Source organism: Nostoc sp. CALU 1950, from assembly GCF_051172895.1.
GTDB lineage: Bacteria > Cyanobacteriota > Cyanobacteriia > Cyanobacteriales > Nostocaceae > Nostoc > Nostoc edaphicum_A.
Window position 1 is genome coordinate 39,339 of sequence record NZ_JBDNJQ010000012.1, and the last position, 18,123, is coordinate 57,461.

General features: G+C 43.2%; 17 protein-coding genes. 10 read left to right on the forward strand and 7 right to left on the reverse strand.

Annotated elements, in window-relative coordinates; translation table 11 throughout:
* Positions 1–104 precede the first annotated feature (104 nt).
* The gene (locus ABF638_RS05790) at positions 105–1,991 is read left to right on the forward strand and encodes a S9 family peptidase (RefSeq protein ID WP_435021046.1); all 1,887 of its coding nucleotides are present in this window, start codon (positions 105–107) and stop codon (positions 1,989–1,991) included.
* Between the two features lie 211 nt (positions 1,992–2,202).
* Positions 2,203–2,529, forward strand: coding sequence for a PadR family transcriptional regulator (locus ABF638_RS05795; protein WP_238845510.1), 327 nt, complete (start codon positions 2,203–2,205; stop codon positions 2,527–2,529).
* Positions 2,530–2,652: 123 nt separating this feature from the next.
* Here ABF638_RS05795 and ABF638_RS05800 read toward each other — a convergent pair whose 3' ends face one another.
* A complete protein-coding gene (locus tag ABF638_RS05800; RefSeq protein WP_435021048.1) occupies positions 2,653–3,078 on the reverse strand; it encodes a fused DSP-PTPase phosphatase/NAD kinase-like protein in 426 nt (141 codons plus the stop codon).
* Positions 3,079–3,219: 141 nt separating this feature from the next.
* Between ABF638_RS05800 and ABF638_RS05805 the strand changes: the two genes are divergently transcribed.
* Positions 3,220–4,434: a chromate transporter gene (locus ABF638_RS05805; protein ID WP_435021050.1), complete on the forward strand. Its 1,215-nt coding sequence runs from the start codon at positions 3,220–3,222 to the stop codon at positions 4,432–4,434.
* A gap of 47 nt (positions 4,435–4,481) precedes the next feature.
* Here the strand turns inward: ABF638_RS05805 and ABF638_RS05810 are convergent, their stop codons facing one another.
* Genes ABF638_RS05810 through pheS form a run of 4 tightly spaced genes read right to left on the reverse strand, consistent with a single transcriptional unit; the run spans position 4,482 to position 6,155 of the window.
* Complete coding sequence (locus ABF638_RS05810; RefSeq protein ID WP_277926727.1) at positions 4,482–4,607, reverse strand: hypothetical protein; 126 nt, start codon at positions 4,605–4,607, stop codon at positions 4,482–4,484.
* A gap of 13 nt (positions 4,608–4,620) precedes the next feature.
* Positions 4,621–4,905 carry a type II toxin-antitoxin system RelE/ParE family toxin gene (locus ABF638_RS05815; RefSeq protein ID WP_435021053.1) on the reverse strand — a complete coding sequence of 95 codons (285 nt, stop codon included), beginning with the start codon at positions 4,903–4,905 and terminating at the stop codon, positions 4,621–4,623.
* The gene (locus ABF638_RS05820; protein WP_435021055.1) at positions 4,902–5,117 is read right to left on the reverse strand and encodes a hypothetical protein; all 216 of its coding nucleotides are present in this window, start codon (positions 5,115–5,117) and stop codon (positions 4,902–4,904) included. The genes ABF638_RS05815 and ABF638_RS05820 overlap by 4 nt, the downstream gene beginning before the upstream one ends.
* 45 nt (positions 5,118–5,162) lie before the next feature.
* On the reverse strand, positions 5,163–6,155 hold the full coding sequence (gene pheS / locus ABF638_RS05825; RefSeq protein WP_420760043.1) for a phenylalanine--tRNA ligase subunit alpha: 993 nt from the start codon (positions 6,153–6,155) through the stop codon (positions 5,163–5,165).
* A gap of 373 nt (positions 6,156–6,528) precedes the next feature.
* Between pheS and surE the strand changes: the two genes are divergently transcribed.
* From surE to ABF638_RS05845, 4 genes are all read left to right on the forward strand, one after another.
* Positions 6,529–7,335, forward strand: coding sequence for a 5'/3'-nucleotidase SurE (gene surE, locus ABF638_RS05830; RefSeq protein WP_435021057.1), 807 nt, complete (start codon positions 6,529–6,531; stop codon positions 7,333–7,335).
* Positions 7,336–7,612: 277 nt separating this feature from the next.
* The gene (locus ABF638_RS05835; protein WP_435021059.1) at positions 7,613–8,509 is read left to right on the forward strand and encodes an MBL fold metallo-hydrolase; all 897 of its coding nucleotides are present in this window, start codon (positions 7,613–7,615) and stop codon (positions 8,507–8,509) included.
* A 503-nt stretch (positions 8,510–9,012) separates the two neighbouring features.
* On the forward strand, positions 9,013–10,077 hold the full coding sequence (locus ABF638_RS05840; RefSeq protein WP_435021061.1) for a bifunctional riboflavin kinase/FAD synthetase: 1,065 nt from the start codon (positions 9,013–9,015) through the stop codon (positions 10,075–10,077).
* Positions 10,078–10,216: 139 nt separating this feature from the next.
* The gene (locus tag ABF638_RS05845; RefSeq protein ID WP_435021063.1) at positions 10,217–11,125 is read left to right on the forward strand and encodes an AAA family ATPase; all 909 of its coding nucleotides are present in this window, start codon (positions 10,217–10,219) and stop codon (positions 11,123–11,125) included.
* Positions 11,126–11,599: 474 nt separating this feature from the next.
* Here the strand turns inward: ABF638_RS05845 and ABF638_RS05850 are convergent, their stop codons facing one another.
* Entirely contained in the window at positions 11,600–12,928 is a 1,329-nt protein-coding gene (locus ABF638_RS05850) for a hypothetical protein (RefSeq protein ID WP_435021065.1), read from the reverse strand.
* Between the two features lie 35 nt (positions 12,929–12,963).
* On the reverse strand, positions 12,964–14,058 hold the full coding sequence (locus tag ABF638_RS05855) for a cysteine synthase family protein (RefSeq protein ID WP_435021067.1): 1,095 nt from the start codon (positions 14,056–14,058) through the stop codon (positions 12,964–12,966).
* Positions 14,059–14,818: 760 nt separating this feature from the next.
* On the opposite strand from ABF638_RS05855, the gene rppA reads away from it, so the two are divergent.
* The 3 genes from rppA to ABF638_RS05870 all read left to right on the forward strand — a co-directional run bounded on the left by rppA (position 14,819) and on the right by ABF638_RS05870 (position 17,935).
* Positions 14,819–15,571 carry a two-component system response regulator RppA gene (gene rppA, locus ABF638_RS05860; protein ID WP_435021069.1) on the forward strand — a complete coding sequence of 251 codons (753 nt, stop codon included), beginning with the start codon at positions 14,819–14,821 and terminating at the stop codon, positions 15,569–15,571.
* Positions 15,558–16,997 carry a two-component system sensor histidine kinase RppB gene (gene rppB, locus ABF638_RS05865; RefSeq protein WP_435021071.1) on the forward strand — a complete coding sequence of 480 codons (1,440 nt, stop codon included), beginning with the start codon at positions 15,558–15,560 and terminating at the stop codon, positions 16,995–16,997. Before rppA ends, rppB begins: the two co-directional genes overlap by 14 nt.
* 371 nt (positions 16,998–17,368) lie before the next feature.
* On the forward strand, positions 17,369–17,935 hold the full coding sequence (locus tag ABF638_RS05870; protein WP_435021073.1) for a cytochrome C: 567 nt from the start codon (positions 17,369–17,371) through the stop codon (positions 17,933–17,935).
* Positions 17,936–18,123 lie beyond the last annotated feature (188 nt).

Sequence of the window (18,123 nt, forward strand, 5' to 3'; positions counted from 1 at the left end):
TTTGACTTTTGACTTCCGCCTTGCGGTACTAGGTTCATCCAATAGGATGAATTGTCATTTTCACTGCCAAGTGACAATAGGGTAGTCAAGTAGAGGATGAAAATATGTCATCTGCTCAAGCGCCCTCCTTAGCACCGCTGATTCCGCGCGAAATTCTGTTTGGGAATCCCGAAAAAACTAGCCCACAACTCTCGCCTGATGGCAAGTACTTGGCATATATCGCCCCTGATGAAAAAAATGTCTTGCAGGTATGGTTGCGAACTATAGGACAAGAAGACGACCAGATACTAACTGTCGATAAAAAGCGGGGTATCCGCATTTTCTTCTGGACTTATAACGCCGACCAGTTAATGTATATGCAAGACTCGGATGGCGACGAGAACTTTCATCTCCACTTGGTTAATATTCACTCCAAGATTGTGCGTGACTTAACGCCATTCCAAGGTGTAAAAGCCGAACTTGTGGAACTGGAACCTAAATTTCCAGATCAAGTGCTGGTAGCGTTGAACTTGAACAATCCCCAAAAGTTTGACGTTTATCGCATCAATCTAAAAAATGGTGCTGTGGAGTTCGACACCGATAACCCCGGTAACATTATCAGTTGGACATCTGATGCTGAGTTTCAAATACGTGCAGCAACGGCTAGCACACCCGATGGTGGTTACGATTTGTTATTGCAGAAACCAGATAAACAGTGGGAAACTCTCCGTCACTGGGGGCCAGAAGAGGAAGGGAATTCTGTTAGCTTCTCAGATGATGGCAAAACCCTTTACATTCAAGGGAATCACGATGCTAACGCTAAACGTCTGCTAGCGATTGACCTAGACACCCGTCAAGAAACTGTCATTGCTGAAGATGAACAGTATGATGTCGTGGGGATAATCATTCAGCCATTAACGCGAGTTATCCAAGCAGTTTCTTTTTACAAAGACAAACAGGAATGGCAGGTAATTGACCAAAGTATCGCTGCTGATTTTGAGGAAATCGCTAAGGTGCGTCCTGGAGAATTCTCTATAATTAGCCGCGACTTGGAAGATAAAACCTGGTTAGTGGCTTATAGAACTGACAATGGGCCAGTTTATTACTATGCCTACAACAGAGAGTCCAAAAGTAGTACTTTCCTTTTTAGTAACCAACCCAAACTCGAAACGTTGCAGTTAGCTTCAATGGAACCGATTTCCTATGAAGCGCGGGATGGTTTGACTATCCACAGTTACCTAACAACCCCTGTGGGAATACCTACGCAGAATCTACCAACAGTACTGCTGGTTCATGGTGGCCCTTGGGCGCGGGATGTTTGGGGCTTCTCTCCCACAGCGCAATGGCTAGCTAACCGTGGTTACGCTGTCTTGCAAGTAAACTTTCGCGGTTCCACTGGCTACGGCAAAGCATTTTTGAATGCTGGAAATCGGGAATGGGCTGCTAAAATGCACGACGATTTGATTGATGCTGTTAACTGGCTAGTGGAACAAGGTATTTCTGACCCGCAAAAGATTGCGATTATGGGCGGCTCTTATGGCGGTTATGCCACCCTAGTGGGGTTAACTTTTACACCAGAAGTTTTTGCCGCTGGTGTGGATATTGTGGGGCCGAGTAACCTAATTACGCTGATAGGAACTATACCGCCTTATTGGGAACCGCTGAAGGCAATGCTTTACCATCGTGTCGGTAACTTGGAGACAGAAGAGGAGTTTTTGAAATCGCGATCGCCTTTATTTTTCGCTGACCGGATTCAAAAACCTTTACTTATCGGTCAAGGTGCAAATGATCCGCGAGTGAAACAATCAGAAAGTGATCAAATTGTCAATGCAATGCAGCAAGCTGGTTTACCAGTGCAATATGCACTTTACACAGATGAAGGACATGGTTTTGCCAGACCAGAAAATCGGTTGCACTTTTTTGCGATCGCAGAAGAGTTTCTCGCCAAATATTTAGGCGGTAGATTTGAACCTTTGGCAGATATCCCCGGTCATTCAGGAATAGTTAAATAAAGTTTCACGCATGGTGGTTAGTGTAATTTACTGACCACTTTTTAGCGACAAATATTTGAGAAACTTAGATTTCGCACGCTTCCACATCTGCTTAGACAGAAGAATCGAGTCCTGTCGTCATAAGTTTACTAATACTTATGAGGCTGCTTGGACAGTGGAATAAAAAAATCCCACAATGCCCAGCGCGATATAAGCGAAAATGAAATTCTAAGTGTCGCAAAAGCCTTGCCTAATGGATGGACGAGAGTTCTACTCAAGCTTAATTCGGCTTCATATTCTGCATCATGCAATTCAGGAGCCAATTTTTGGGCTAGGCATTATTGAAGAACTGGCACGTCACGGCTATAAACTCAGTGCCGGAACACTCTATCCAATGTTGCATGATATGGAGCGCAAGGGATACCTATATTCCGTTGAGCAGAGATCGGGACGGCAAAGCCGACGACTCTACCGAGCTACCGATTTAGGAAAAATGACTTTAGAGGATGCTAAAGAAAAGGTACGGGAATTATTTGGCGAATTGTTCGAGGAGTCATGATGAGTGCTGAGTGCTGAGTGCTGAGTAGGGAGTAGGGAGTAAGGGAGTAAGGGGAGATGAGAGAAATGAGGGAGTAGGGGAAAACTTTTAACTGCTAACTGCTAACTTCTAACTCAGCACTCTTCAGGAGAGGTTTTCTAAAAAATTCTGGAGATGAGGTTGATCTGGGTTGATATCAAGTTCTTTTGCTTTTGCTAAAATCTGTTCACAATTCAGCTTTTGTTGAGTTGCAAAGGCAATGAGCGCTAAGGCGCTAGCTCGTCCTCCTGCACCACAATGAAAATATACAGGAGTCGGCAATCCCTCTACTTCTGAGAGAACTGTTGCAGTCAAGTTGTCGTTGGCTGAATTTGTCTTGAGTGGAACATTAACATATTCAAGACCTATGGCTTTTGCTTGTTGCTGTTCGTCTGCTAAGGCTCCAGTTTCATCAAGCGATCGCAGATTCACCACAGACTTATACCCTTCATCAGCAAGCTGTTTTAGTGTCTCTGGGGTTGGCTGTCCACCTGCCGAAAACTTATCGCTCACTTTCTTGACATTACTCATATATACTCCGTAATCTCGATTGTATTACCGTGTTTTTGAGCCAATGGCATAGTATCACAAATTAATTTCTAATTATATAGATTTTCGTTATCGAAATTCGATATCCTAATTTTGTCATCTTCATTAACCAGGAAAACCATAGTGACGCAAGAAGCTGAGGATATCCAGAAAGAGCAAGAAGTGATTTCCTATAATGCTCTGACTCCCAAACAACAAAAGCAGCGATTAACAGAACTGGCGGCGGTGTTTTTGCGATTGGGGGCGATCGCTTTTGGTGGCCCTGCTGCTCACATCGCCATGATGGACAATGAAGTAGTGAATCGCCGTCAGTGGATGAGCCGGGAGAAACTGCTAGATTTACTGGGAATTACGAATTTGATTCCAGGCCCCAACTCGACGGAATTAGCCATTCACATTGGCTACGAACGAGCCGGATGGCGTGGTTTAATAGTTGCGGGTAGCTGCTTTATTCTACCTGCGATGTTGATTGTTTGGGCATTAGCCGCCATTTATGCTCGTTATCAAACAGTTCCCCAGGTAGAATGGCTGCTCTATGGAATTAAACCTGTAATTATTGCGATCGTGATTCAGGCTGTGTGGAATTTGGGGAAAAAGGCAGCCAAAGACGTACCGACGATCATTGCCGGGGTGGCAGCGATCGCAGCATACTTAGCTGGATTGAATGAAATTTTGGTGCTTATTTTGCTAGGTATCGCTGTGATGCTACTCAAGAATTGGCAAGCCAGAGGACACACAAGCGGAGTATTCCTGTTACCTATGTCAGGTATTTTGGCGCAGGTTGGGAGTACAACAGCAGCAGTTACATCAGTCAGTTGGATTAACGTCTTTGTCTTTTTTCTCAAAATTGGATGTGTTCTCTATGGTAGTGGCTATGTATTGCTGGCATTTCTGCAACGTGATTTAGTCGAGCGCAATCAGTGGCTCACATCACAACAGCTTTTAGATGCCGTAGCGATCGGTCAGTTTACACCGGGGCCTGTTTTCACCACCGCCACATTTATTGGATATTTGCTAGCAGGAAATGCTGGGGCAATCGCTGCTACAATCGGTATTTTCTTGCCAGCTTTTATGCTGGTGTTGCTGGTTAATCCTTGGGTTCCTAAGTTGCGTCAATCTCCTTGGGCAAGTGGATTTTTGGATGGTGTAAATGCAGCTTCTTTAGGATTAATGGCAGGAGTCACATACACATTGGGACGAGCCGCACTGGTAGATTGGTTAACAATTATCATGGCAGTTTTGAGTGCGATCGCTGTGTTTCGATTTAAAATTAATTCAGCCTGGTTGGTGCTAGCAGGAGGAGCGATTGGATTGGCTTCATACATATTATTTAGCTGAAGATAGCGATACAAAAGCAGTTATAAACCTTTTTGGATGAGTGAATTTTAACTTTTTACTTTTGCCTTGCTGGGTGTATTCCTTTCTCCGGCTTGGAGTAATTGCTGTGCGGTATAAATCTGGGAAAATAGTAGAAGCGATCGCACTATTTCCTGCAAATCTGGTTTCTTCAACAGCACCTACAATTCAGTACACTTCATCATGAGTGCCGATATCAATTAGCAAAATTTCTTCTTCACCAGATTCTATATTTTGCACGAAGTTAAAGACAATGCGACAATCATAGTCCACTGAACACGCCCAAGCTCCAGACAGTTTGCCTTTAAGTTTATGAGTCTGCAACAATGGATCAAATGGATCGGCGGTTAGTAGTGCTAACCGCTCTTCAATTCGCTCTTGTAATTCTGGCTGTCGTCGTACCAATCGCTTAAATGCTCGTTTAAACGATGATGCCAGAACTACAGTTCTCACTTGCGTAACTCATCCATTATTTGAGTCACAGTTCCACGGAACACTTTTCCCGACTGGTAGTCTACTTGTGCTTGAGCGATATTAGCAGCAATTTCAGAACGCCGCCGTTCTGCCAACCGATGACTTATCAGATCAATTAATGTTTCTTGTTCATCTACCGATAAGTTTTCGATGCTTTCTAGAACTTGATCTAACCTGGAGACTGATGTCATTATTTATTGTTACCTTGGTTGCAGTACATAACTATTACATAAGTCCTAAAATTGTTGTAAAAACCGCAAATCGCTAGCATACAACCGACGAATATCATCGATTTGGTGTAACACCATTGCAAAGCGTTCTACACCGAAACCCGCAGCAAACCCTGTATAAATTTCTGGGTCATAACCCACAGACTTAAGTACATTTGGATCGACCATACCGCAGCCCATCACCTCCAACCAGCGACCATTCCACTGCAAATCTACTTCAGCGGAAGGTTCGGTAAAGGGGAAATAACTGGCGCGGAAGCGAATTGGCAAATCGCCAAATATTGCTTGTAAAAATACTTTAATTGTGCCTTTGAGGTCTGTAAAAGTTAGTCCCTCGTCAATAGCTAAAAGTTCTATTTGATGGAAAACAGCCGAGTGAGTTGCATCTACATTATCTCGCCGATAAACTCGCCCTGGAGCCACAACCCGAATCGGTGGTTCTTCTCTTTCCATGTAACGAATTTGTACTGACGAGGTATGAGTACGGAGAAGATTACCATCTGGCAGGTAGAAGGTATCCTGCATATCACGGGCGGGGTGGTCAGGTGGGGTATTCAAAGCCTCGAAATTATAGTAATCTGTTTCCATCTCTGGCCCTTGAGCCACGGTGTAACCCATACCAACAAAGATATCCAGTGCCCGATCGATAATGCCGTTGAGGGGATGAATGCGACCTTGGGGGCTGTAAATTCCCGGCATAGTTACATCTAGGGTTTCCGCCTCTAGCTGTAGTTGAATTTGTGCGGATTCCAGGGCGACGCGTTGCTGGTCTAGACTAGTTTGCAGGGATTCTTTAACTGTATTAGCGATCGCTCCAATTTTTGGCCGTTCCTCTGCACTCATTTGCCCCATACTTCGCAACAGTGCCCCCAACTCGCCTTTTTTACCCAGATAGTTAACTCTGAGTTCTTCCAGACGTTCTAGAGTGTCGGCGGCTGCGATCGCTTTTTCTCCTTCTTGCCGCAGTGCTAAAAGTTGAGCTTCTAAATTGCTAGTCATTAGTTATTAGTCATTGGTCATTTGTCATTAGTCTATAGTCAAAAGCTGTGAACTGGTCGATAAATAAACCTACAGCTACACCATTAACATCAGCCAAAGGCGAGGGTCAAAACCAAACCTTTAGAGACAATTGGGGTAGTAGAGCGGGCGCGTAAATCCAGCTAACATCTCAATTAACAAAGACTTGACGATAGACAAGGGGATTGAACAACTTGTTAAAGGTAGGCAAACGTTTGCCACAGTGTACTTAGTGAGTATAAATATTTTTTTGCTAGTTGTGACCTCAGACATTGACAAATGGCTAATAACAAATAACTAATAACTAATAACGAATGACCAATGACCAATGACTAATGACTAATGACCAATAACTATGAAATTACTAATTAGTAACGATGACGGCATTTCTGCTTTGGGGATTCGTACCCTAGCCAACTACTTGGCAGAGGCAGGTCATGATGTCAGTGTAGTTTGCCCAGATCGAGAGCGATCGGCAACTGGACACGGGTTAACTTTACACCAACCCATTCGCGCCGAAATTGTTGAAGGGATTTTTCATCCTGCTATCAAAGCTTGGGCTTGCGATGGTACGCCTTCAGATTGCGTCAAATTAGCGCTGTGGGCTTTGCTCTCGACTCCCCCCGATTTGGTTCTCTCTGGGATTAATCAAGGTGCGAATTTGGGAACTGAAATTCTGTATTCCGGCACTGTATCTGCGGCAATGGAAGGTTTAATTGAAGGCATTCCTAGCATAGCGCTAAGTCTTATGAGCCACACATCTAAAGACTTTCAACCTGCTGCTAAGTTTGCCAAAATTCTCGTAGACCAGTTAGCCCAAAAACCGCTACCAGATTTAATGTTGCTCAACGTCAATATTCCTGCGGTCAAATGGGAAGAAATTGCCGGCGTTACTCTCACCCGTCAAGGAATACGGCGTTACATTGATGTATTTGATAAACGAGTTGATCCTCGTGGAAAAACGTACTACTGGCTAACTGGAGAGGTAATCGAGGATGTGGAACCCCCAACCGGATTAAATCTGCCTGAAAATGTACCTACAGATGTGCAGGTTGTGCGTAAAAACTACATCAGTATTACCCCGTTACAATACAATTTGACTTACGCAACTGGACTAGATAAATTGTCTGATTGGGAATTCAATATTCCTGGAATAATTTGATTTATCAGGACAAATCCGAGGTTATTTAAATACATTAGAGAAAAATGTAGGCTATAACGTAGGGGCACTCTTGAAATAACTGATACACATCCACCCCAAAATCTGGAAAATTTTAACTGACAGTATTTCATCAACATTACACAATCAGCCAGAAACAGGGTATGCTGTTTTACCAAGAAATCCTCCCTCTAGCAAAATTGGCGAGACAGCATAAACTTAGACAGAATAAGTAACAATTTTTCCAAATATCGCCCGCTCAGTCCAGCAAGCAATACACATGTCTAGGATAGAGAACCAATTTACCGTACAATTTTGGGGCGTTCGCGGCAGCATCCCCAGTCCAGGGCCACACACCGTTCGTTACGGCGGTAATACCCCTTGCATATCAATGCAAGCGGGCGATAAACGCTTAATTTTCGATGCTGGCACGGGACTACATGTTTTGGGGCAATCTTTGTTGCGCCAAATGCCGTTAGAAGCTCACATATTTTTTACCCACTCTCACTGGGATCACATGCAGGGTTTTCCCTTCTTTACCCCAGGGTTTGTAAAGGGTAATGACTTTCATATCTACGGCGCGATCGCACCTGATGGTTCTACCATAGAACAGCGCCTCAACGATCAAATGTTACACCCGAACTTTCCCGTACCCTTGCAGATTATGCAAGCCAATTTAAAGTTCTACGACATTCGACCGGGGCAACCAATCCACATTGATGACGTTACCGTAGAAACAGCACCTTTAAACCATCCAGGTGAAGCCGTAGGATACCGCGTCAATTGGCGTGGTGGTGCTGCTGCTTATATCACCGATACCGAACATTTTCCCGACCGACTCGATGACAATGTGCTGTGGCTAGCTCGTAATGCCGACATCTTAATTTACGATTCTACTTACACAGACGAGGAATATCATTGCCCAACATCCCTGAAAATTGGCTGGGGACATTCTACCTGGCAAGAAGCTGTGAAAGTGGCACAAGCTGCTAACGTCAAAACTCTGGTGATTTACCACCACGACCCCGCCCACAATGATGACTTTTTGGATCGTGTAGGCAAACAAGCCGCTGAAAAATTTCCTGGCGCTATTATGGCACGAGAAGGAATGGTACTTCAGATTCCCACTTCAGTTGCCTTATCAGAATCTTTTCCTGTTAGTAAATTTTCTACCTAGAGATTGCGATCGCAGGAATTGGAGATTTTAGATTAGATTGGTGATCAGAAGCTTTCAGCGTGAGAGCGTACCTGTTGGCTGCACAGTGAGACAGCACTGCCCAGAGTTGTCAAAGCGCCGATTAAAGGATCAGGGCGACAACAGGAGGACACACTTTATAGATTCACCAACACAGTCCAGACAACCACAGACCCCGTTTCTTGCGGCTGATGGTCGGGTTAAAACCTCGTTACAGTCTCAACATGGGACTAGAGCCTTTTTAGCTCTGGTATTTGAGGTTATTTGGACTTAGCAATTTAGCTGTAAGCTTATTGCACAAGAAAGCATCTTGGGAGACTTCCCGTGGGTTAGGCTTTTGGCTGATAGCTAAAAGGGGTGGCATCAACGCCCTGGCTGATCGCACAAGAACTCATGGGCAGTTGGTGAATGTCTTCCTCAAGTCGGTTTACCATAGGGTAGCTTCCCGCTGATAGCTAAAATAAACCTAAAATCTCAGAATCCACGTGCTAAATTTGTCTCAAAATGGGTGTTCTGTGTGGGTTGCTTCTTCAAGTGAAGGGCTACTAACGCCGACTGCTGTTGCCCTTGGCAAGTTTGATGGTGTTCATCTTGGTCATCAAAGGGTAATTCAGCCAGTCTTGCACGCTGGTAGTCACTTGTCAGTAGCCAGTAGCCCGCAGTCAAAGGAAAATCAACTGCCAAATCAAGAATATATCTACTCAACAGTTGTCACCTTTGACCCCCATCCACAGGAGTTCTTTACAGGACAACCCCGGACTTTGTTAACGCCACTGGATGAAAAAGTCCAACAATTGCGATCGCTTGGGGTAGAACAACTAGTATTACTACCCTTTGACAAAGAATTGTCTGTTTTAACTCCCGAAGATTTCGTCGAAAAAATTCTTGTGCAACAACTGCAATGCCAGCAAATTAGTATCGGGGAAGATTTTTGTTTTGGTGAAAAGCGTAGTGGTACTGCCAAAGATTTGCAATTAATCGCCGCCAAGTACAATATCCCTGTGGCGATCGTTCCCTTACAAACTTATACAGGTGACTCGCCCAGCCAAAGTAATTGCGTTAGTACTACTCCGACTCAAGATGCCCGCATTAGCACTTCATTGATCCGCCAAACCCTTGAGCAGGGAGACATCGAAAACGCAAATCTACTACTAGGACGCCCTTACACCCTCTTTGGTGATGTCGTTCAAGGTCAACAATTGGGCAGAACAATTGGCTTTCCTACCGCTAACCTCCAACTACCAAAAGAAAAGTTTTTGCCCCGCCAAGGAGTCTATGCTGTCCGCGTTTTCACTCTCACTGAAACATCAGATGTTGCTCATAGTGAGGGCTTGGGCGTAATGAATATCGGTAATCGTCCAACTGTAAACGGTACTTATTCATCTGTGGAAGTACATTTATTAGATTGGTCTGGTGATTTGTATGGCAAAAAACTGGCTGTGCAGCTAGTTAAATTTTTACGCCCTGAACAAAAATTTCCTTCTCTAGAAGCCCTGAAAACACAAATTCAACTTGACTGCGTTGTTGCTAGAGAAGTTTTGGGTGCTTAGTGGGAACAATAGATAGGGCATTGGAAGAGGCAGAGGTGCGGAGGGGCAGAGGGGCAGAGGGAAAAAACTTACTGCAACTTCTCCTCTGCTCCTCTGCTCCCCTGCTCCCCCACTCCCCACTCCCCATTTCCCACAACGCATGAGAGAAAAAATCGACGCCTTAACACAAAATCTGGCTCTTACCATCGTTGGCAAAGCTGAGGCAATACGCTTAGTGCTAGTCGCCTTATTAGGTGGTGGTCATGCCCTCCTAGAAGATGTCCCTGGTGTTGGTAAAACCCTCCTCGCTAAATCTCTGGCTCGTTCAGTGGATGGCAAGTTTCAACGGTTGCAATGCACTCCCGATTTACTACCAACTGACATTACTGGCACCAACATTTGGAACCCTAAAAGTGGCGAATTTACTTTTCTGACTGGGCCAGTCTTTACCAATGTGCTATTAGCTGACGAAATTAACCGCGCCACACCCCGCACTCAGTCAGCTTTACTGGAAGTTATGGAAGAACATCAGGTAACAGTCGATGGTGTCTCTCGTCCAGTTCCCCAACCCTTCTTTGTCATTGCCACTCAAAACCCTATCGAGTATCAAGGTACTTTTCCCCTGCCGGAAGCGCAAATGGATCGGTTTATGTTGTCGCTGAGTTTGGGCTATCCTTCTGAGGCAGAAGAACTCCTGATGCTGCAAAATCTCCAAAATGGTATAAAAGTTGCCGATTTGCAGCCTTGTATTACCTTGGCTGAAGTACAGGAATTGCGTTACCTCTGCTCTCAAGTAAAAGTGGCAACTTCCTTGCAGCAGTACATCCTCGAATTAGTACGAGTAACACGCCAAGATGAGGAAATTGCCCTTGGCGTCAGTCCACGTGGCACATTAGCATTACAACGGGCTGCCCAAGCGCTAGCTTTTCTATCAGGGCGTGATTATGCCATTCCTGATGATGTGAAGTCTCTTGTCCCCCATGTTCTTTGCCATCGCCTTATTCCTAGAGGAGGACGCAATGCAAGGACTGTTGTTGAGCGATTATTGCGATCGGTTTCTATTCCTTAAGGTAACGTGACTTCGTTTGTGTAGCCGCGATTCCAATCGCCCGGTGTTTCTTCCAAAAGTGGATGCTCCCAGTAATTGTGCAGAGTTAGCGCGTCTCAAAGTCTATTGACAAGCAGACTTGTTTGATAAGCAATTTTTGCGGGAAACAAAGTGGCAGGACGAGAGCTAGGGTAGATTTAATCCATCTATAGGACTCATATTTGATTTCTGAAAAAACTCAGTACAACTAAGAAGCCTTTTTTCCTGTTGCCTATTGCCTGCCTATCGCGCTTGCGCTGCGCTTGTCTGCGACACGCTCCGCGAACGCGCACCACGCAAATCAGTTCAGAAATCAAAGCGGATTCCTATAGTTGCAAGCTCAAAGTATTCAGGTCTAGAATAATTTGTTTTAGTCCGTGTTAGTCATTATGTGCTTCATCATTCTTTTTGCTCAGTGTTAATAGTGCCATAGTCGCTAGTAAAAATTGAGCCAATTTATTTCTTTTGAAGCGCAAAAACAAGCACGATTATTTCACTAATAACGCCCGCAAGCATTCCATACGCTGCTGAATTAGCTCCGCTATGTCTGGTAAAAATCAGACTGCCACATACTACTAAAGTAAAAGTTGCAGCAACTACTGTTGCCAAGTTGATCAGCCAGTTCTTGCCTTTGTGAATAAGTAGCCCTTGAAACGTATTTTGCAGTGCTAAGAGCAGAGGTAGAAATGACAGTATTTGTACTACCGGACGAGCTGCTTCCACAAGAGATGAATTATTTCCCAAAAACTGACCAAGTAGTAATAATCCTTTGTCTGTAAACCCAATAAAAATTGGTATTACAGTAAAACCCAAACCGACAAGAACCACAAAAGCAACAAGTGTTCGCCTGGAAGTTTCTTCATAAGTAGAAATTACCACTTGTTGAATCATACGTGTACCGTTAGCGATCGAAAGAAGTAGCCCCCAAGCCGCGGGCCATACAGCAAGTGCGAGGCTGCCATCGAATGAGCGCGCAATGAGACTCAGGAGTATTGCCCTTGCACCCCAAACAATAAGCATTGTTGAAGCTAAGGGAAGATAGTAAAAGGTTACTTCTTGAAAGGTTTGAGGCAGTTTTTTAGTCTCAGAATGTACTTGTTGGTTAAGAATAGAAATAGCACCAAGACGCAAACAAAACCATGTGACCAGTACTGCTTCAATGAGTATTGCTCCCATCATGGTAATACCTGCTAGCAATCCTCCATCTAACCTCAAACTTACTCCCACTGCCAGCGTTACAATTACCCAAGTCAATCGCGCTACACTTGCCCAACCTACAGCTATGCTCTTGTGAGCGCGGATTAGCAACCCTTGAAAGAATCGCCGCCAAGCAATTACGAAAGGCCAAAGGAACATTAATATAAAAGCAGTTCTTCCTCGTGCGGCAATTGATGAGCTAACGCCGAAGACATCAAGCAGTAACCAGTTATACAAAGGTTCCCAAGTGAGCAAAAGAAAAATACCACTAAGAGCTAGTCCCGTAATTACTGTAAACTGCCAAAGTGCGCGCCGAGATTTGGCTTGGCCTCCCAGTGCGGTTGAGGCATGAAGAATCATGATGATGGGGCTTTCTAGAAATACGGCAACTCCTTTGACTACCCCGACTCCGGCTAATGTCTCTTGGGGAAAGGCTAGACGACTAAGTGCAGAAGTCTGAAGCGGATCGCCGAGAGTCATTGCCACATCAGTTAAGGAAAGAGGTATGAACTGGGCAAGTAACATCAATAGCGATCGCCCAGAAGCTGTTTTATTACCTTCCTGTTCTTGCTGGGGTGAGGTATTCATGAAAATTTTCAGTATTATATGATTATGATGAGTTATTAAAAATACACAGGAGTTAGTGAGGCGATCGCATCATCAAGATGCTCTCCTTCTTTAAGGGTAAATCCATAACGGTTAAGCCAATGGTCATCGTAGACTGTCTCAAGATATCTGTCTCCTCGGTCTGGATTGATCATCAAAATCCGCGCACCTGCACCAAGAGAGCGCGCCAGATGTAAACCACCAGCTACAATTGCCCCTGTGGAAGCACCAAGAAGCAATCCCTCACGACGTGCAAGTGCATGGCACACTGAGTAAGCGATCGCCTCTGGTATCACATAAGCACAATTAAGCAGCGAAAGCTCCAGATTAGGTGGAAAAAACGATAATCCAACACCTGTCATTTTGTATGGTTTTGCTGGCGTTCCCATAATGACTGAACCCTCAACATCAACGCCAACAATTCGTAGTCCTGGAAATCGCGGTAGAAGATAACGAGCTATTCCCATTATTTGTCCTGCTGTGCTAACACCGACGACCACGGCATCAAGGTTAGAAGAAAAGTGAGCTTCAATCTCACGCGCAGTGTAGTATGAGTGTGCCTCAGCATTCAAAGGATTCAAGTGCTGACACGGATACCAAGCATGAGGAATGGTCGCAGCAAGCTCACGCGCTCGTTTCATTCTTGCCTTCTGCATCGAGCCTGATTCATCTGCCTCATGTAACGGTACATCTACAAGTTCTGCACCGTATGCTTTCAACATTCGTCTAAACGGTGGAGCAGTTTTTGCATCGACAACAATAATGACTCGATACCCTCGCACTGCTCCTACCATAGCCAGACCAACGCCGAAATTTCCTGAACTTGACTCGATAATCGTACCACCAGGCACAAGAAGCCCTTCTTCTTCAGCACGAGTAACGAGGTAGACTGCATTTTTCTCCTTAATAGAACCTCCAGGATTGCAGCTCTCTAACTTCAAGAAACATTCTGAGACAACACATACAGGAGAAATATTCTTGAGTTTTACAATCGGTACATTTCCTATTGCCTCGGTAACATCAGAGGCAGTAATCTTTTTCCATTTACTATGATTCTTCCATTGACAGTTAGAAACGTTCTCGAATGATGAAGATTTTGCAAGCTGATTCATATTTACCATCCAAAAAATTTAAAACCTAGTAGGAATTATCAGGGCTGAATGAACTTGCTCATTGGAGCGGATTTGTATTTGCAATATCACTACTAAATTCTTTTATTGACGATCTGAATTGTAGTGAATATTGCTTACATAGCTCATCACAAATTAAAACTGTTTCAATTTTGTCCAAAAGTAAATATCAATTCGGTCTTAGCGAGAACTACCTGAGCAAGCCTTTAAATCATGTCCACAAAAATATTGATATCCATTATGGAATCAACCTATTTTTTATCTTGAATGATAAATATGAAATCAAGATGAAATTTTCTATTTTGTTTTTAATAATTTTCCGAGTTCAGTATTCATAACGTGTTTTTGTCATCTAATTTACTTCTCATTCTTATATAATTTGAAGAAAAATTCAGATTCAGAAATCATAATTATGGGAACATCCTTCTTTGGTGAAAACATCAAATAGCGAGTGTTCCGTTGAGGTAAGCACAACGAACAGGAAGTACTGAATTAACGTTGTCAACTTTCCACTGCGCTCCAGAAATTTTCATGCTTGTACCAAGAAGCTTAAATAGCAAATTCCACGAGTACACCCTATTTTGGCAAGTTATCTACTGAGTCTTTTTTATCTGATTATGTATCCGATAAGACCCTAGTCTGCTGTTAGGTCTTGCATAGCTGAATCCTAGTTTTTAAGAATTTCATTCTAATTTCATAAACTTCTGTCAACCTATTTATAGGGATATCCCTATTGCAAACTATGATTACATCACAAATTTACAACGAACCTTTAACTATTCAATTTGATATGAGGGTGCTGCTAGTCGAAGATGAGCCAGATTTAGGGGCTGCTATCAAGCGCACCTTAAATCAACAAAAGTACTTAGTTGATTGGGTAATGGATGGTAATGAAGCATGGGCTTACTTAGAAAATAGCTCGGCACAATATACAGTCGCAATTCTTGATTGGATGCTTCCAGGAATTACTGGTTTAGAAGTGTGCAAAAGACTGCGTTACAAAGTAAATCCTCTTCCTATCCTGATACTAACTGCTAGAGATAGAATGGAAGATAAAGTAGCCGGACTAGATGCAGGTGCTGACGACTACTTGGTAAAGCCATTCGGTATGGTAGAACTACTGGCACGATTGCGGGCTTTGCAGCGTCGCTCTCCGCATTTCCAACCTCAACAATTGACTGTTGATAACTTGACTCTTGATTATGGTAACAGTACAGTTGTCAGACAAAATACTACAGGTGAACAACAAAAGATTCCTTTAACTAATAAAGAATTCCAACTATTGGAATATTTTATGAAACACCCCAACCAGATTGTTACTACTGAACAAATTCGCAATCAAATTTGGGAAGTTAATGCTGAATCCACTAGCAACGTAGTGGCGGCGCAAATACGTTTGTTACGTCGCAAACTCACCAATAGCCACTGTGCTAACTCAATTGAAACTTTGCACGGTATGGGATATCGTTTTAATCTCAACAATGAATCAGAATAAGCTGTTTCGACTCACCCGTATTCGGTTGGCTCTGTATTATGCCATCGTTATGGGTTTAATTTTAAGCCTATGTGCCTTCGGTTTTTATCGATCTGTGTTCCATGCCCACGTGATGGCTTTAGACAGTGAAATCGAGTCTGTAGCGGGAACATTGCACGACAGTATCGAACTAAAACTACAGTCACCTGGACGTTTGGAACCTTTGGCACATAAGTTATTCCCAAATCTAGATAACTGTGCAACTGGAGCTACTAATTGTATTCAACAACAGCCGCATTCTAAACGTCATTTTCTTGGTATCGTTACTAAGACTAGCTACTATATACGTTTTTTTGATATTTCTGGAAAATTGATTGCTAATGCTGGTTATTATCCAAAGGGATTACCTGAAGTTTTTAATCAAAAAACTTGGCAATTTCTTAAAGATAGCAAAGGCAAAGATTACCATCAAATTACTCTAGCACTGCATACCAAAAATTATCAAGACTGGGGATATATGCAGGTGGGGCGAAGTCTGCAAGAGTTTAATCATTACTTGGATAGTGTGAAATTAGTTTGGGTATTAGGGCTGTTAATTGCAATGGGTATGATTGCTGGTGCTAGTTGGTGTTTATCAGGATTAGCTATGCAGCCAATTTATCAATCCTATCGACAAATTCAACAGTTTACAGCAGACGTAGCACATGAATTACGAACGCCTTTAGCTGCAACAGGTGCAACGGTGGAATCAGCACTTTTAATGTCACGAATAGACGAAGAAGATGCAAGGGATATTTTGCAAACTATACAGCGTCAGAATCAACGGATAACTACTTTAGTTGTTGATTTATTGATGTTGGCACGTTTAGATAAACAAGCCCAAAAGTTACAATGTGAAGTTTGTTGCCTAAATGATATTGTTAGCGATTTAGTTGAAGAGTTTGAAGCGATGGCAAATGCCGCAGAGGTAAAGCTGACATCTTTAATACAAGTGCATCAAGCCCTGAATATTATAGGTAATCCTGACCAGCTTTATCGCTTGTTTTCTAATTTAATTATCAATGCAATTCAATACACATCCAGAGGAGGAGAGGTAACAGTTTTTTTAGATCGCAACGACTATAATGCTGTAATTAAAGTTCAAGATACAGGCATTGGTATCCCAAAACACGAACTGAATCGAATTTTTGATCGCTTTTATCGGGTGAGTAGCGATCGCTCCCGTAGCACTGGTGGTTCTGGATTGGGATTAGCTATTGTTCAAGCTATTGTTCAAGCACATCAAGGTAAATTAAATGTACAAAGCGAGTTGGATCAAGGTAGTACTTTTACAGTTCAATTACTTTTGGATGTTGCTCCACTAAGGAGCGTAGGTGCAGCCCAACCTAGGCATCGCTCTATGTCTCTATGGAAATTGATGTATCGTAATTTACGTAGTTATAAATAAAAAATTTTACCTAATTTATAGATTTTTTATCTTTCGTAGCGATGAATGAGCAGTACATGGTTTCTGTTTTGGCAGTAGCTCTCCAAAACTCAATACTCTGCTAGAATCCAACTGTTAATAGGGTTTGAGGCGCGCTAACCCTGGATATTTATATTAAGCTAATCGTCATTCATTTTTCCAGAATGATTCGCTTGTAGTAAGGGCTTCAGCCCTGCTTTTATGCAACTAAAATGCCGATTAGCTTACTGTTATCGATATGAAAAATGTGTTGCTTGACAAAACTACTTACACAAAATTTGAAACACTGCCAATACTGCGTAAGTCTTATGATTAGCACAAGCGCCACTTTTAAATATTTGGGAATGTGAGGAATGTCAATTTTTGTTAAGCGCAAAATCCGCGACCGCCAAGCACTACAGCCAAGCGCCGAACGTGAATTCAAACGCCAATTTTTCGGTTTACTTCTGGTAATTGTAACGTGGAGTTTAGCTATGGGCTGGCTTCTAGCCTTGGCAACTAACGCCCAAAGTGCGACTCCTCCCGCCGAAATTGGCACTGTTGACGTAGTACCTGCACAATACCAACTGGGGCAAGAACTTTATTTAGAAAATTGCTCCAGATGTCACATTCCCATACCACCAGCTGTTTTACCTACCCAAACTTGGAAAAATCTTCTGCAAGACTCGCAGCACTACGGCGCACAACTCAAGCCTTTAGTCGATCCGCCACGCATCTTAGTGTGGAAATATCTTTCGACTTTTTCCCGTGTACAGCTAGACGATGAAGAAACACCCTATCGCCTCAACAACTCACGTTATTTCAAAGCTTTGCATCCAGGAGTTGAGTTACCACGTCCCGTCCAAGTTGGCAGTTGTGTCAGCTGTCATCCCAGTGCTAGTGATTACAATTTTCGCCGCTTGACCGCAGAATGGCAGTGAAGAGTGAATAGTTAGGAGTTGAAAAACTCCTAACTCTATTCCCCACTACCTCTCTGGCCCCATCTGGGGGCAAAATGATACTATGAAGAAAGACTAAATATAAGATAAGAGTTAAAACCAATCAGTTTACTAAGATGATTGGCTAATTTTTCTCCTGTTTTTGAGGTAATTCTCATTTCACACCCATC

Coding starts and splice junctions, on each gene's coding strand:
- ABF638_RS05790 (WP_435021046.1), top strand. CDS start 105: ATGTCATCTGCTCAAGCGCCCTCCTTAGCACCGCTGATTCCGCGCGAA.
- ABF638_RS05800 (WP_435021048.1), bottom strand. CDS start 3,078: ATGAGTAATGTCAAGAAAGTGAGCGATAAGTTTTCGGCAGGTGGACAG.
- ABF638_RS05845 (WP_435021063.1), top strand. CDS start 10,217: ATGAGAGAAAAAATCGACGCCTTAACACAAAATCTGGCTCTTACCATC.
- ABF638_RS05820 (WP_435021055.1), bottom strand. CDS start 5,117: ATGACATCAGTCTCCAGGTTAGATCAAGTTCTAGAAAGCATCGAAAAC.
- ABF638_RS05850 (WP_435021065.1), bottom strand. CDS start 12,928: ATGAATACCTCACCCCAGCAAGAACAGGAAGGTAATAAAACAGCTTCT.
- pheS (WP_420760043.1), bottom strand. CDS start 6,155: ATGACTAGCAATTTAGAAGCTCAACTTTTAGCACTGCGGCAAGAAGGA.
- ABF638_RS05870 (WP_435021073.1), top strand. CDS start 17,369: ATGTCAATTTTTGTTAAGCGCAAAATCCGCGACCGCCAAGCACTACAG.
- rppB (WP_435021071.1), top strand. CDS start 15,558: ATGAATCAGAATAAGCTGTTTCGACTCACCCGTATTCGGTTGGCTCTG.
- ABF638_RS05855 (WP_435021067.1), bottom strand. CDS start 14,058: ATGAATCAGCTTGCAAAATCTTCATCATTCGAGAACGTTTCTAACTGT.
- rppA (WP_435021069.1), top strand. CDS start 14,819: ATGATTACATCACAAATTTACAACGAACCTTTAACTATTCAATTTGAT.
- ABF638_RS05835 (WP_435021059.1), top strand. CDS start 7,613: ATGTCTAGGATAGAGAACCAATTTACCGTACAATTTTGGGGCGTTCGC.
- surE (WP_435021057.1), top strand. CDS start 6,529: ATGAAATTACTAATTAGTAACGATGACGGCATTTCTGCTTTGGGGATT.